The 13,367-nt window shown below is 69.9% G+C and carries 13 protein-coding genes; 3 read left to right on the plus strand and 10 right to left on the minus strand.

The genetic code is table 11. From position 1 onward, the window contains the following. Positions 1 to 7 precede the first annotated feature (7 nt). On the minus strand, positions 8 to 703 hold the full coding sequence (locus ACUYTF_RS04370; protein ID WP_434142923.1) for an SDR family NAD(P)-dependent oxidoreductase: 696 nt from the start codon (positions 701 to 703) through the stop codon (positions 8 to 10). 22 nt (positions 704 to 725) lie between these two features. Continuing rightward, positions 726 to 2,156 carry a DUF6421 family protein gene (locus tag ACUYTF_RS04375; RefSeq protein ID WP_434142921.1) on the minus strand — a complete coding sequence of 477 codons (1,431 nt, stop codon included), beginning with the start codon at positions 2,154 to 2,156 and terminating at the stop codon, positions 726 to 728. 146 nt (positions 2,157 to 2,302) lie between these two features. Between ACUYTF_RS04375 and ACUYTF_RS04380 the strand changes: the two genes are divergently transcribed. Next, positions 2,303 to 2,758: a winged helix-turn-helix transcriptional regulator gene (locus tag ACUYTF_RS04380; protein ID WP_434142919.1), complete on the plus strand. Its 456-nt coding sequence runs from the start codon at positions 2,303 to 2,305 to the stop codon at positions 2,756 to 2,758. A gap of 39 nt (positions 2,759 to 2,797) precedes the next feature. On the opposite strand, the gene ACUYTF_RS04385 is transcribed toward ACUYTF_RS04380, so the two are convergent. The 6 genes from ACUYTF_RS04385 to ACUYTF_RS04410 form a co-directional block, all read right to left on the minus strand. Beyond that, the gene (locus tag ACUYTF_RS04385; protein ID WP_449279353.1) at positions 2,798 to 3,172 is read right to left on the minus strand and encodes a hypothetical protein; all 375 of its coding nucleotides are present in this window, start codon (positions 3,170 to 3,172) and stop codon (positions 2,798 to 2,800) included. Between the two features lie 23 nt (positions 3,173 to 3,195). Next, complete coding sequence (locus ACUYTF_RS04390) at positions 3,196 to 3,942, minus strand: SDR family NAD(P)-dependent oxidoreductase (protein ID WP_449279354.1); 747 nt, start codon at positions 3,940 to 3,942, stop codon at positions 3,196 to 3,198. 91 nt (positions 3,943 to 4,033) lie between these two features. Further along, positions 4,034 to 4,813, minus strand: a complete 780-nt coding sequence (locus ACUYTF_RS04395) for an SDR family oxidoreductase (protein WP_434143199.1) — start codon at positions 4,811 to 4,813, stop codon at positions 4,034 to 4,036. Further along, complete coding sequence (locus ACUYTF_RS04400; protein WP_434142915.1) at positions 4,813 to 6,165, minus strand: MFS transporter; 1,353 nt, start codon at positions 6,163 to 6,165, stop codon at positions 4,813 to 4,815. Before ACUYTF_RS04400 ends, ACUYTF_RS04395 begins: the two co-directional genes overlap by 1 nt. A 36-nt stretch (positions 6,166 to 6,201) precedes the next feature. After that, positions 6,202 to 7,083: a polysaccharide deacetylase family protein gene (locus tag ACUYTF_RS04405; RefSeq protein ID WP_434142914.1), complete on the minus strand. Its 882-nt coding sequence runs from the start codon at positions 7,081 to 7,083 to the stop codon at positions 6,202 to 6,204. 58 nt (positions 7,084 to 7,141) lie between these two features. Then, entirely contained in the window at positions 7,142 to 8,146 is a 1,005-nt protein-coding gene (locus ACUYTF_RS04410) for an asparaginase domain-containing protein (RefSeq protein WP_449279355.1), read from the minus strand. Between the two features lie 323 nt (positions 8,147 to 8,469). Between ACUYTF_RS04410 and ACUYTF_RS04415 the strand changes: the two genes are divergently transcribed. Beyond that, positions 8,470 to 9,486, plus strand: a complete 1,017-nt coding sequence (locus ACUYTF_RS04415; protein WP_434142911.1) for a substrate-binding domain-containing protein — start codon at positions 8,470 to 8,472, stop codon at positions 9,484 to 9,486. A gap of 168 nt (positions 9,487 to 9,654) precedes the next feature. Further along, on the plus strand, positions 9,655 to 9,879 hold the full coding sequence (locus ACUYTF_RS04420) for a hypothetical protein (RefSeq protein ID WP_449279356.1): 225 nt from the start codon (positions 9,655 to 9,657) through the stop codon (positions 9,877 to 9,879). A 102-nt stretch (positions 9,880 to 9,981) separates the two neighbouring features. Here the strand turns inward: ACUYTF_RS04420 and ACUYTF_RS04425 are convergent, their stop codons facing one another. Both ACUYTF_RS04425 and ACUYTF_RS04430 read right to left on the minus strand, forming a co-directional pair. Further along, a complete protein-coding gene (locus ACUYTF_RS04425) occupies positions 9,982 to 11,265 on the minus strand; it encodes a DUF4232 domain-containing protein (RefSeq protein ID WP_449279357.1) in 1,284 nt (427 codons plus the stop codon). A gap of 27 nt (positions 11,266 to 11,292) precedes the next feature. Next, a complete protein-coding gene (locus ACUYTF_RS04430; RefSeq protein ID WP_449279358.1) occupies positions 11,293 to 13,305 on the minus strand; it encodes a M13 family metallopeptidase in 2,013 nt (670 codons plus the stop codon). Positions 13,306 to 13,367: the final 62 nt, after the last annotated feature.

A 13,367-nucleotide genomic window follows, 5' to 3' on the forward strand; every position in this document is an offset into this window, starting at 1 on the left:
GTCTCACCTATTCCTTCTCGAGCACTTCGACGACCGTGTCGTTCACGGAGGCCGCGTCGGCGCTCCACAGGTCGATGTAGGCGTCGGCGACGCGCTCTTCGAGGCCCGCCAGCGTCTTCACCCGGAAGACTATCGCGGCCGCGCGCAACCGGGCGCCGCGATCCCGCGCGTCTTTCGCATAGCCCTGCGCGACCGCGCGCATCCAGGCCTCGCTCGCCGCCTTGACCGCTGCGTAGTTCGCGCCGCCCGCGAGCGGGCGCGCGACCGCCGTCGACGAGATCATCGCCAGCCGCCCGGTCTCGGCCTCGCGCAGTTCGGCGTCGAAGGCGCGCGTCACATGGCGCAGCGCCGTGAACGAGTTCTCGAGAACGCGGTAATCGGCCTCGGTCTGCCCGGCGAGACCGCCTCCGCCGCGCCACCCGCCGACGAGGTGCAGCACTCCGTGCACGCGCACGCCATCGGCCCGCAGCCGATCGGCGAGCGCGAACACCGCGGCTTCGTCGGCGAGGTCGACCGCCTCGGTGCGCGCGCCGAGCTCGGCGAGGGGTGCGAGCTTCTCTGCGCTGCGCCCCGCCGCCACGACCCGGGCGCCTGCTGCGGCGAGCGCGCGGGCGGCGGCGAGGCCCGACGCGCTCGTCGCCCCCGCGATCAGCACCGTGCGGCCCGAGAGCACGGTCGTCGCTGCGCCTCCTCGTTCAGGCATCCATCGCTCAGACATCCGTCACTCAGACGTCCGTCGCACGGATACCGGCGGTCGATTCGATGACGCTCTTCATCTTCTTGTCGAGCGCTTCGAAGAACATCGAGAGCGGGAACTCGTCGTCCATCACGAGGTCGGTGTAGCCCTTGGGCGGGCCGGCGAGCACTTCGCGGGGCAGCCCCTCGGCCCACACCGATGCCGGGTTCGGGGTGACGACGCTCGAGACGAGCTCGTACGCCTTCAGCCAGTGCACCGTCTTCGGGCGGTCGATCGACTCCCAGTAGAGGTCGTCGATCGCGTCGCCGAGCTCGACGACGGCGTCGGCGACCTTGTCCCAGTCGAAGCTCAGCTCGACGTCGCGCCATTCGAGCACGTGCTTCCGGTGCAGCCAGGCGAAGATCAGCTGGCCGCCGAGGCCGTCGTAGTTGCGCACGCGCGAACCGGTGATCGAGAAGCGGAAGATGCGGTCGAAGATCACCGCGTACTGCACGAGCTTCGCGTGCTTGCGGATCTGCTGCTCGACCTCGCTCAGCTCTTCTCCGGCCGCGGCGCGGGCGTCGAGAGAGCGCTGGATCTTCACCGACTCGCGGAAGGCGGTGAGGTCGCAGCGCAGCTCTTCGAGCGAGTAGAGGAAGAACGGCATGCGCTGCTTGATCATGAAGGGATCGAAGGGCAGGTCGCCGCGCATGTGCGTGCGGTCGTGGATGATGTCCCACATGACGAACGTCTTCTCGGTGAGGTCGTGATCGCCGAGCATCTCCGCCGCGTCTTCGGGAAGGGCGAGCTTGGTGATGTCGGCCGCCGCCGCGGTCACACGGCGGTAGCGGGCCGCCTCGCGGTCCTGGAAGATGGCGCCCCAGGTGAACTGCGGGATCTCGCGCATCGCCACCGTCTCGGGGAAGAGCACGGCGGAGTTCGTGTCGTACCCGGGGGTGAAGTCGATGAGGCGCAGCGAGACGAACAGCTTGTTGCCGTAGTCGCCGGCCTCGAGCGCGGCGATGAACTCGGGCCAGATGGTCTCGACCAGCAGCGCCTCGACATAGCGGTTCGACGAACCGTTCTGGGTGACCATCGGGAACACGACGAGATGGCGGATGCCGTCGACGCGGTGCTGCTGCGGTTGGAACTGCGTGAGCGAATCGAGGAAGTCGGGGACGCCGAAGCCGCCCGCGACCCAGCGGTCGAAATCGACGGGCAGCGCCTCGAGGTAGGCGGCGTCGTGCGGGAAGAGCGGAACAAGCGCCGAGATCGAAGCGACGATCGTCTCGACGAGCTCGCGGCCGCGGGTGTGATCCGCGGGGTCGGGGATCGAGCCGTCCTTCACCTGCAGCGCCTGGATCGCGGTCGCGGCCGCCTTCAGCTGCTGCCAGGCCTCGCTGGTCTCGACCGCGCGCGCATCCTCGACGACCTCGGGTTCTCCGATGACGGTCTGAGCATTCTGAGCTGAGATGGACATGGCAACCTCCCATCATGGTGCGGCATGTAAATTATCCTGCAAAATATAGCAGTCACCGGAATATTTACATGGAAGCTACGCAAAGTCAACCGTCCTGTGCGCCATCGACCCCCGCTCGCCGACACGCAGCTGCTAGCCTTCGTTGCATGGAAGACCCGGTCGATCACCGTCTCGCCGCCGAAGTGGCGCGCGACCCCCGCGCCACGCTCTCGCAGCTCTCGTCCCGCGTCGGTCTCTCGACCTCGGCGGTGCAGGCCCGGCTGAAGCGCCTCGAGAGCAGCGGCGTCATCACCGGCTACCGGGCGACGATCGACCCCGAGGCCGTCGGCAAGGGGCTGTCGGCCTTCATCGAGATTACTCCGCTCGACCCGGCGCGGGCCGATGACGTGCCCGAGCTGCTCGAGCACCTCACCGCCATCGAATCCTGTTACTCGATCGCGGGCGAGGCGAGCTATATGCTCTTCGTGCGCGTGGGCGCACCCAGGGATCTCGAAACACTCATCCGCGACATCCGCTTGGCCGTGCTCGTCAATACGCGCACCACGGTCGTGCTGCAGACCTTCTACGAGCAGCGCCCGATTCTGGACGCCCCCGACGACTGACCCGGGGCGGCGACTCGCGCCGCGGCCCATCAGCGCTGGTCAGGCGATGCTCTCCGCGCATGGGTCGAACACCTCGTGGCCGGTGGACGGCGGAGCAGCGGAGAAACGCTCGAGGATGTAGACGATGCCCGCGCTCTCGGCACTGTGCGCCATCGCGGCTCGCGCCCGCACGTCATCCCGCCGATCGGCCCGCACGAACGAGGCGCACACGCGCACCAGGGTCTCGAAGTCGGCGGCGACCGTCATACCGCCGGTGGGGAGGCCGACCGACCAGCCGTCGCCGAGCGGGGCGATGCGCAGGCGGTCGCCGGTGAGCTCGGAGACGAGCTGCGCGGTGCGCGCGGGCGAGAACCGCTGCGCGAGGAACAGGGTCCCCGCGCTGAGCCGTCCGCCTCCGGGGCACGCACCGCACATGTTCGTTCTCCGCTCGCCCGGGTCTACGGCATCACGTCGCCGCTGTTCGGGCCGAGGGTCTGGCCCGTGTACAGATCGCCGCTCGGCGAGGCAGCGAGCAGGAGCGCGGTCGGCGCGACCTCCTCGGCGGTGCCGAAGCGGCCGATCGGCAGCTCGGCGCGCTTGTCGCGCTTCCAATCCTCCGAGAGGCCGTCGATGAGCGGGGTCTCGATGGGGCCGGGAGCGATCGAGTTCACGAGGATGTTGTGGGGTGCGAGCTCGAGGGCGAGCGCCTTGTCGAGCCCGATGACGCCGGCCTTCGCCGCGACGTAGTGGGCGAGGCCGGTGCCGCCCTTGATGCCGAGCTGCGATGCGACGTTGATGATACGTCCGCCCCCGCGCTCGATCATGTGCGGCGCGACGTAGCGGGCGGTGTGGAAGACGCCGGTGAGGTCGACGCCGATCGTGCGGTCCCAGGCCTCGGGGGTCATCTCGAGCACGGGCACCTCCTCGAGGATGCCGGCGCTGTTCACGAGGATGTCGATGCCGCCGTGCTCCTCGGCCGCCGCGGCGAGCGCCGCCTCGACGGCCGCGGCGTCGGTGACGTCGACGATGTGGCTGCTGACCTTCGCAGGGCCGATGCACCGGGCGCGGGTCGCCTCGACCCCGGCGGCAGAGCGGTCGGCGAGGGCGACCTGAGCCCCCTCGCTGCTGAACAGCGCGGCGATCGCCGCACCGATGCCGCTTGCGGCGCCGACGACGACCGCGACCTTTCCTTCGAGCTGTGCCATGCTCCACTCCCTCCTGCTCGCGCCGCCGCACGGCGCTCTTCGAATACGATGGTGCGCGCCCCGGGTTTCGACCTCGGGGCCGCGCACGGTGTCAGCTCGGCCAGCGCACCGTGAGCCCGCCGTCGACGATCAGCTGCTGACCGGTGACGTAGGCGGAGTCGTCGGAGGTGAGGAACCGGATGACCCGGGCGGCCTCGTCCACGTTGCCGACGCGGCCCCACGGGATGATGCTGCCGGCGGCCTCGAGGCCGTCCTTACCGAGCGAATTCTTGCCGTCGAGCGACTGCGGGCTCTCGATCAGGCCCGGAATCACGGCGTTCACGCGAATCTTGCGCGGTGCGAGCTCGACCGCCAGGGATCGGCAGAGCCCGAGCAGGCCCGACTTCGCCGCGGCGTAGTGGCTGTGATCCTCCCACCCGTACACCCCGCCCGCGATCGACGAGGTCGCCACCATGGCGCCGGCACCGCTCATGCGGCCGGCGCAGGCGCGGAAGGTGCGCAGCACCCCGGTGAAGTCGACCTGCATCATGTCGTCCCAGGCCTCGTCGGTCATCTCGCCGAGCGATTGGCGTCGCAGGATCCCTGCAGCCGCGACCGCGATGTCGAGCCGACCGAACTCGTCGATGGCCGCCTGGGCGAGCGCCTCGTTGCCCTCGGTCGTACGCACGTCCATCTCGACCGCGATGCAGCGGCCGCCCGCCGCCTCGACGAGGCCGATCGTCTCATCGGCGCCGTAGGGGTCGCCCGGGAAGACGCCGATGACGCTGTGCGCTCCGGCGCGCGCGTACGCCACCGCGAGCGCCTGGCCGATGCCGCTGGCACCGCCCGTGATCACCGCGACCTTGCCGACGAGACCGTCGTCACGCGTCATCATGCTGCCACCTCCGCTTTCTCTGCAGCCGTCCGCTGATCCACCTTGCGTGTGAAGCTCATGCAGACGCCGCCCAGGATCAGCGCCAGCGAGCCCGCGATCGCCGCCGCGACGATCATGCTCGCGCCCGCCGAGAGCAGGATGGCGAGCAGGCCCGAACCGGCGATCCCGCCGACGGGAGCCATGACGTGCGCCACGTTGTTGCCGACGCCGCGCACGTGGGCCGGGAACGATTCGCCGCCGTAGTAGAGCAGAGCCGCGAACGGACCGTTCAGGAAGAACAGGGTGAGCGCGTACATCGGGAAGATGAACCAGGCCTCGCCCGGGCCGATGAGCATGATGAAGCTCACGATGCCGCCCAGGGTCCAGCCCAGAATGACGGTGAGGCGGCGGCTGATCTTGTCGCCGATCCAGCCGTGGAACACGTATCCGCAGAAGCCGACGGCGTTCGCGAGGATCAGGATGAACAGCGCGTTGTCGAAGGAGACGCCCTTCGCCGCGACGAGCACGGTCGTGCCGAGCACCGAGAACACCTGGATGGCCATCCAGCTCGCGAACCAGGCGAGCGCCAGCGAGATCGTGTGCCCCCGATGCTGCGGCCCGAACACCTCGCGCAGGCCGCCCGTGCTGTTCGCGTCAAGGTCGAGCTCGTGCTCGGCGGCGAGGGCCGCGGCCCCCGCATCATCGCCCGCCTCGCGGCGGCGCTTGACCTCCCTGATGGCCGCGAACGTCGGCGACTCCGGCAGCGTGAACGCGAGCAGCACGACGACGAGGCCCAGCACTCCGGCGAGCACGAAACTGCCCCGCCAGCCGATGACCGGCAGGAAGGCGGCCGAGATCGCGGCGGCGAGCAGCGCGCCGATCGGGTAGCCGCCCTGCACGAGCGCGTAGACGAGCCCCTTCTTCTTCACCTTGCGGTACATCTCGCTCAGGTAGACCGCGTTGACGACCTCCTCCGAGATCGACAGGCCCGTGAACGCGCGGATGACGATCATGCTGCCGAGCCCGGCCGCGAGGCCGGTGAGGCCCGAGGCGAGGGCGCCGCCGAGTACGAGCAGGATCAGGGCGCGCTTGCGGCCGAGCTTGTCGAGGATGGTGCCGACGATCAGCGACACGATGAACACGCCGATGGTGACGTAGGTGTTGATCGCAGCGATGTCGGCGGTGTTCCAGCCGAAGTCTTCGGCGATGACGGGCAGCAGTGTGCCGAAGAGGGTGTAGTCGTACACCGAGATGACCCAGGCGACGAAGCAGATGATCGAGACGTGGACGATGGTCCGCTTCGTGATGGGTCGGTTCCAGGGCTCGGCCCGGTTCTGAGTCTCCGCGGGAGACGGGGAGTGGGTTGACATCGCTGTCGGGTGTCCTTTCAGGGACGGGGAATGGGGTCAGTGGCGCGGGAAGCGCGCGTCGAAGTCGCGGGCGACATCCTTCATGAACATGAACTCGACGCCGTCGTGCTGCGACATGTGGTCGATGAGGCGCTCGAGCATCAGCAGGGTCTGGGGGCGGCCGCTGACATCGGGGTGGATGGTGATCGGGAAGACGGCGTAGTCCATCTCGCGGTAGACCCAGTCGAACTGGTCGCGCCACAGCATCTCGATGTCGCGCGGGCTCACGAAGCCGTGGCTGTTCGCGCTGCCCTTGATGAACATCATCGGGGGCAGGTCGTCGAGGTACCAGCTCGCGGGGATCTCGATGAGGTCGGTCTCCTCGCCGCGCACGAGCGGCTTCATCCACTCCTTGGCCGACGCGGCCTCGTAGTTGATCTTGGTCCAGGTGTCGCCGACGCGCACGCGGTACGGCATGTGGTCGTGGTGCATGAGCGAGTGGTCGTAGAGGAAGCCGCGCTCGAGCAGGATCTCGTTGGTGACCTTCGAGAACTCCCACCAGGGGGCGACGTAGCCGACGGGGCGCTCGCCCGTGCGGCTCTCGAACAGCTCGAGGCAGTGGTCGAGCACCTCGGTCTCCTGCTCGCGGGTCATGGCGATCGGGTTCTCGTGGCTGTAGCCGTGCACGCCGACTTCGTGGCCCGCCGCGACCGTGGCCTCGAACTGCTCGGGGAAGGTCTCGATCGAATGGCCGGGCCAGAACCAGGTGACCGGGATCTGTCGATCCTGGGCGAGCTTCAGCAGGCGGGGCACACCGACCTCGCCGGCGAAGAGGCCGCGCGAGATATCGCCGGGCGAATCCTGGCCGCCGTACGAGCCGAGCCAGCCGCCGACGGCGTCGACGTCGATCCCGATGCTGACCATGATCTTCTTCGACATTTCAAATACTCCTTCGTGTTGATGGTGCGTGGGGTGATGCGTGCGGTGCCGGCCGCCGTCAGCCGGCGTGCCGCAGGAAGCGTGCGGTGAAGTCGGCGACCGTGGTCGGCGCCCCGGCCGGGTCGGCGAGCAGTGCCGCGGCGAGGATGCGGGCCTGAGCGTGGCCGAGCTCGGCGGCGGCGGTCGCCCCCGCCCGTACGATGTCGACTCCGCCGCCGCCGCCGTAGACCGGGGTGACGGGGCCGAAGGCGACGCGGGTCGCGAGCACGACGGGGGTGCCGGCTTCGGTCGCAGCCGCGACGGCCTGCGCGAAACCGGGGCCGGCGTTGCCGACGCCGGTACCGACGACCACGACGGCCTTCGAGCGCGCCGCCGCGATCTCGAAGAGCGCGGGGTCGATGCCGGGAGCCGCGATCACGGCGTCGACGACGAGCGTGTCGAAGGCCTCGCCGATCGCGAGCGGCGGGCCGGGCCGGGCCGGGCGGGCGTGCAGCGCGACGTCGCCGCCCCGCCGACGGGCGATGAGCACCCCGCCCTCGAACGGGCTCGGCGCCGTGGTATGCGCCTTCCGGGTACCCCGGGCCGCCACGAGGTCGCCGCCGAAGGCGATGCCGGCCCCGATTCCGCGCAGTTCGGGGCTCGCGGCGAAAGCGATGGCGTCGGCGATGTTGCGGCCGCCGTCGGGGGCGATGGTGTCGGCGGCGAACTGGGCGCCGGTGAACACGATCGGGGCGCAATCGGAGTCGGCGCCATCGGTGCCGGCACCGGCGAGCAGATCGGTAAGGTAGGCCGACTCCTCCATGGTGTCGGTGCCGTGGGTGACCACGACGCCGTCGACGCCGGGCTCGGCGGCGGCAGCGGTGGCGGCCTCGGCGATCCGGCGCATCTCGGCGAAGCCGATGTTGTAGCTGCCGATCGTCATCACGTCGCGGGCATCGAGCTCGCAGTCGGGGGCGAGCGGGGCGAGCAGGTCGGAGATGCTGCTCGTCGCGACCGCATTCGCCTCGGCGCTGCCGCGCGAGGCGATGGTGCCTCCGGTGCCGAGCACGACGATTCTTCTCACGAAAAACGCTCCCTTGGGTGTTCCGGTGAACAGCTGCTGTATCCGACATTTAACACTACGCAATCGCTTGCCGCAAGCGATTGTCGCACACGTTTGCTGCAATCGTTGGATGAAAGCAGTCGAAGACCGCCCTGCTGACGACGATTCGAGTGCTCGCGACGGCGATCCCGTACGGAAACCGTCGACGATGCGGGCCGAGATCTCCGGGCACCGACATCCGGGTAGGATGATGGGGCATCGCACCGGCAGAGCGGACCGGCGCGTCGCCGCGGCCCACGAGCGCCCGCGGAGCACGTACACATACCGAGCGAGGCTGGAGGATCATGCACACCAGCCGCCCGATCACGCTGAAGGCCCTCGCGAGCGAACTCGGCCTCAACCCGTCGACGGTATCGCGGGTGCTGAACGACCCCGCGGGGCCGAAGAGCCGCTGGGCCGCCGCGGATACCGCGGAGCGCATCATCTCGCTCGCCGCCGAACGCGGGTACACGCGCAACCCCTACGCTGCCTCGCTGCGCACGGCCCGATCGAACCTCGTCGGCGTCATCGTGCCCCGACTGCAGGACTACGTGCTCTCCACGATCTACGAGGGCATCGACGAGGCCGCCACCGCGAACGGCTGCCTCACCATGGTCTCGAACTCGCTCGACGACGCCGAACTGCGCCGCACGAAGACCGAGCGCCTGCTCGCGAGCAGGGTCGACGGCCTCGTCTTCGGCGACGCCCGCTCGGACCAGCGCGAGCTCTTCGACGAACTGAACGAGCGCCGCGTGCCGCACGTGCTCGTGAGCCGCAGACTGACCGGGCACATCTCGGTCACCTGCGACGACGAGGCCGGCGGACGCATGATGGCCGAGCACCTGGTCGCGACCGGACGCACCTCGTTCGGCATCCTCGCCGGCAAGCTCGGCACCTCCACCTCCGAGCTGCGCACCCGCGGCTTCGTCGACGCATTGCACGAGCACGGCATCGACGACGACCGCATCACGATCGTGCACGGCGGCTTCGACGCGATCGCCGGTCGCGAGTCGTCGGAGCAGCTGCTCTCGGCCGGCCCGCCGCCCGAGGCCATCTTCGCGGCCAACGACTTCGCCGCCATCGGAGCGCTCGGCGCGCTCACCGCCCGCGGCATCCACATCCACGACGATGTCGCCATCTGCGGGTACAACGACACCCCGCTCGCGACGAGCGTCGGGCTCACGAGCGTGCGTTCGCCGATGCACCGCATGGGTTTCCGCGGTTACGAGCTGCTCACCGAAGTGCTCCGGGGCGGCACACCCGACAGCGAGCGGCTCGCCCCCGAGCTGATCGTGCGCGGCAGCACCCGCGCAGAGCGCTGACACCGACGGCAGACCCGCCCGGCCGGGCATGGCCCGCCCGGGCGAGGGGTGAAGCCTCGGTACGACGACTCGCGACCCCGGGCCGCGCTCGGCGTCCCCCGATCGGCGGAGGCGAATTCACCCGGCAGCCGGATCCGCGCGGCGACCGCGGTGCGTAACGTCGATGACATGGACGAGCAGCAGAACGACGCACAACCGGACCCGGAGCAGCCGAACGACGCACAGCGGAACCCGGGCTATGCGGCCGCGGGCTCGGGCCTCGCGATCGGCATCGCAGTCGGAGCGGGTATCGGTGCAGCGCTCGGCGACGTCGCGATGGGCCTCGCGCTCGGAATGTCGCTCGGCATCATCTTCGGCATGTCGGTGCACTACCTGAAACGGCGCCCGAAATAGGCCGGTGGGCCGGTAAGCCGCTCAGCGCACGGATGCTCGGCTGCAGGCTCGTATTGCTCGCGGCCCCGGATCATCGTCGTGCGTGGAGCACGATGATCCGGTTCACGGGTCGCTCGGCACGGGGCCCGAGTCGGCCGCCCAGGCCGTGACGGCTACGGTCGCCCCCGGCACGATGTCGAACGGGGCACTTGGCGGCCAGGGGTGCCGTTCATCTCCCGGCAGCAGGGCGGCATAGATCTCGGTGGCCACGAGGGATCCCTGCGTGGAATTCGCATTCCAGCCGATCCGAGTGATCGCCCATTCACCGGGGCCGAGCGATACCTCCAGCGGGCCGGGGTCTTCCTGCGCCATGAAGGAGGGTCCGTGCTCCACCGTCACATCGAGCAGATGTCCGTTCTGATCGGCGAACGCGATGTCGGGATAGCCCTGCAGCACGCACGCGGATTCACCGCCGTTCACGACGCGCAGGGTCTGCAGACGGTGGCCGGTTGCCGCGTCGGCATCACCGTACATCAAGGTCATCTCCTCAGCGGCGCACGCACGCGGGCCCCGGTCGGAGGGGTCCACTGCCCCCTCGGAGGCGGAGGCTCGCGCCGGCACCGCCTCTCCCGTGGCATAGGGATCAGGGGCGGATCCCGTGCGCGGAGTGCCGGCTTCGACGGCCGCAGCCCGCTCGGCCTCCGCGGCCTCGGCCTGCGTCTGCCGATGCCAGGATCGGTCGCCGCCGACGCTGACGATCGCGTAGGCGGCGACCGCGATCAGGGACACGACGATGAGCGCGATGGGCCGCTGAATCACACGCAGCGGTGGCCCGACGGGGTGCCGGCCATCCGCGGCAGCAGACAGCGCGCGGGATCCTCCGCTCCGGATCCGTGGCGCGGCGATCAGGGCGATGATCCAGCCGTAGAGGGCTCCCCAGTAGGCACCATGGGCGGCAGTGGCGCCGAGATCCACCACCGAGAGCGCGCTCCGCAGCCCCATTCCGGGCGGCAAGGCCGCAAACCGCGCCAGATCGGTGACGGCGCCGAGGATGGTGCCGGCGAGGATCGTAGCCAGCCAGACCGCCGCCCGGCCACCAGCCGCAGGCCGACGACCGGGTCGGCCGCTCCCGAGCTGCAGCAGACCGGCAACGGTGAGTGTGACGAGCGCGAGGGCGATCCCGCCCAGAATGACGGTCAGAACACCCCAGGCCCCGGGACGCATCCATACCGTTCCCGGCAGCGTCTCGGGCAGTACCGCGCCCAGGAGCGGACCGTAGGAGGTGAACCAGCGCAGCGCCTGAAGAGCGCCCCCGCTCGCGATCCACAGCGCCGCGGCCGCGATGCAGAAGAGCCACCGGCGCGCTCCGCTACGCCTCGGGTCGCCCATCTCTGCAAGCTGCTGCACCGCTCCGACCTCCATCCCGGCTCGCGACTACCAGATCGAGACGCGCTCCTCGGGGGCGAGCCACAGCCCGTCGCCCGGCCGCGTCGCATACGCCTCGTGGAATGCGTCGAGATTGCGCACGATCTGGTTGCACCGGAACTCGTTCGGCGAATGCGGGTCGATCGTGAGCAGGCGCACCGTCTCCTCCGGGCGCGACTTCTGCTGCCACGCCTGCGACCAGGCGAGGAAGAAGCGCTCGGCGCCGGTCAGCCCGTCGATGACGGGCGACTCCGCTCCGCCGAGCGAGCGCCGGTACGCCTTCCAGGCGATCTCGAGGCCCGACAGGTCGCCGATGTTCTCGCCGATGGTGAGCTCGCCGTTGACGGTCTGCCCCTCCGCCCCCTCGGGCGAGAGCGCGTTGTACTGGCCGATGAGCGCGCCCGTGAGCTGCTCGAAGGCCTCCCGGTCGGCAGCCGTCCACCAATCGGTGAGGCGGCCGTCGCCGTCGTAGCGCGACCCCTGGTCATCGAAGCCGTGGCCGATCTCGTGGCCGATGACGGCGCCGATCGCGCCGAAGTTCGTGGCCGCATCCCACGACGCATCGAAGAAGGGCGGCTGCAGGATCGCAGCCGGGAAGACGATCTCGTTGAAGCCCGGGTTGTAGTAGGCGTTCACCGTCTGCGGGGTCATGAACCACTCGTCGCGGTCGATGGGCCGCCCCACCTTGCCGAGTTCGCGGGCGAATTCGGATTCGGCGACGCGACGCGAATTGCCGAGCAGGTCGCCGGCATCGGTGGCGAGCTCCGAGTAGTCCCGCCATTTGACCGGGTAGCCGATCTTCGGCGTGAACTTGCCGAGCTTCTCGAGCGCGCGCTCCCGCGTGTCGGCGCCCATCCACGACAGCCCCTCGATCGACTCTCGATAGGCCTCGATGAGGTGCCCGACGAGCTCGTCCATCGACGCCTTCGCGGACTCGTCGAAGTGGCGCTCGACGTAGAGGCGGCCGACGGCCTCGCCCATCGCGCCCTCGACGAACGAGACTCCGCGACGCCAGCGCTCGCGCTGCTCGGGGGCGCCGGTGAGCGCGGTGCCGTAGAAGTCGAAGTTGGCGCGCGAGATCTCCTGCGACAGCAGAGCGGCCGAGCCGCGCACGATGGCCCAGGCGAGCCACGCGCGCCACGCCTCGAGCTCGCCCTCGTCCGAGCGGGCGGCGCCGAGCAGGGCCGACAGCCCCGCGAGCGCCTCGGGCTGCGCTGCGACGACCTCGGCGAACGCGGCCTCGGGGGCGCCCATCGCGGCGAGGTACGCCGACCAGTCGAGCTCCGGCGTGATCTCGGCGAGACCCGCGAAGTCGCGCAGGTTGTAGAGCTTCTGGATGTCGCGGCTCGCGACCTTGTCCCAGTGCGCGGCCGCGATGCGGGTCTCGAGATCGAAGGCGAGACCGGCGAGGCGCTCCGCATCGGCGTCGTCGCCGGCGGCGCCCGCGAGGCGCAGCATGCGGGCGATGTGGGCGCGGTACTGCTCGCGGATCTCGGCGAACTGCTCCTCGCGGTAGTACGACTCGTCGGGCAGCCCGATGCCGCCCTGCATCACGAACACGATGTAGCGCGCGGGATCGCCCGGGTCGTTGTCGACGAACATGCCGAAAAAGCCGCCGAGGCCCTGGCGCTCGAGGTCTGCGACCGTCGCGATGAGCTCGTCGACCGTGGCAATGGCGCGGGCCCGCTCGAGATCGGCGGCGATGGGCGCGGCTCCGAGCGAGTCTGCGCGGTCGGTGTCCATGAAGCTCGCGTAGAGCGCCGCGACCTTGTCGGCCTCGGCCTCCGCGCCGCCCGAGATCAGCCCGGGCGCGGGAGCGTCCGTGCCCGTGATGATGTCGCGCACCGCCTCTTCGGCGTTCTCGGCGAGCACGGCGAACGAGCCGTAGCGCGCCTTGTCTCCAGGGATCTCCGTGCGATCGATCCACTTGCCGTTGACGTGGCGGAAGAGGTCGTCCTGCGGCCGCGTCGAGGGGTCGAGTTCGGCGAGGTCGATGCCCGACTGGGCTGCTGCATTGCTCATGGGCACCAGCCTATCGATGCGTGCTTGGAACGGCCGCCAGAACCGAGGTCGACGAAACTAGA

Source organism: Leucobacter sp. GX0328 (assembly GCF_053567315.1).